This is a genomic window from Paenibacillus sp. P4_E11 (genome assembly GCF_056401635.1).
The window spans coordinates 1-1,368 of the sequence record NZ_JBFUIX010000476.1 but is presented as its reverse complement, the minus strand read 5'-3'; the positions used below and the strand labels follow the sequence as shown (position 1 = coordinate 1,368).

Genomic DNA, 1,368 nt, shown 5'->3' with positions numbered 1-1,368 from the left:
GCAGGAATGACATTGATCATTCTGGGCTATTATATTTCATCGAAATTATTTAGTGGAGACTTCACAACGATGAATGAACTATTCTCTGCGATGATCATTATTCTAGGGTCCGTCATCATTGGGACTTATCTTTTTTATAAAGGGTCCGTCCGTTTTATATTTAATATCATTCGGAATAAGAAGCAAGGTTACTTGAACATTAATGAAGTATTGTCACTTTCATCTATAATGTTCAGAATGAAATCGAATGCCGTATTATTAACCATCATTACGACCGTATCCGGACTTGCAATTGGATTATTATCCTTAAGCTATATCTCATACTATTCCGCCGAAAAGTCAGCCGAAAGGTATGTCCCAGCAGACTTTTCCATTACCAATATTCAGGATGCAGAGCAATTTAAAAAAGCATTAACCGAGAATAACATCTTATATACCGATAAAATCATTGATGTCATTCAGCTAGCCGTCAATGTAAAAAATATTATGGATGCCAATCTGGAAGGATTGAATTCTAGCTTTGATCCGAGTAGCATGACCATGCCTGTGATTAGTGAACAAGCCGTCGATAATATCCATCTGTCAGCAGATGAGACCCGTTTTACGGGTACTAGTGGGATCCTGCAGAAATTCATGTCTATGAAAGACGCTGGATCTATTGAATTGAAGGGTCAGCATGAAGTCATTCCGCAACAATATAAGGGATTAAATATAGAAGCCCCCGTTTCAGGGTATTTCACGAGCGGTGGCTTGCCCGTTGCCATTGTAGACGAAACCATATTCGAGCGACTGAAAAAAGATCTCAATCCGGCCATTCAGAAAGATGCATCTGTTTATATCGGAATTGACATCAAAGATAACGCTAATGTTAAAGAAGCAAATACACTTTTTAATGAAATGGGTTTTAGTAGTAATCGAGCATATGACTCTCAGCTTGAAATGAGCAACAATCAAAAACAAAATATGGGACTCATCATGTTTATCGTTGGTTTCCTGGGATTAACTTTCCTGATTACATCCGGATGTATTCTTTACTTTAAACAAATGGATGAAAGTGAAGATGAGAAGTCCAATTATACCATTCTAAGAAAACTTGGTTTCACGCAGGGAGATTTGTTAAAAGGCATTCAAGCAAAACAAGTCTTTAATTTCGGAATACCATTAGTCGTTGGGCTACTCCATAGCTATTTTGCAGTCCAATCGGGATGGTTTTTATTTGGCACAGAGCTGTGGACACCAATGATTATGGTTATGCTCCTATATACCGCATTGTACTCGATTTTCGGAATACTATCGGTTTATTATTACAAAAAGGTGATAAAAGAGGCACTTTAACTCTTCGGCAATTGCTTGGATAGCAATTTGACC

The 1,368-nt window shown here is 37.6% G+C and carries 1 protein-coding gene; it reads left to right on the top strand.

Annotated features, from left to right (window positions below):
* Positions 1–1,335, top strand: a 1,335-nt coding sequence (locus tag AC1DWB_RS35250) for a bacitracin ABC transporter permease (RefSeq protein WP_477545720.1), incomplete at its 5' end; no start/stop codon positions are given.
* Between the last annotated feature and the right edge of the window lie 33 nt (positions 1,336–1,368).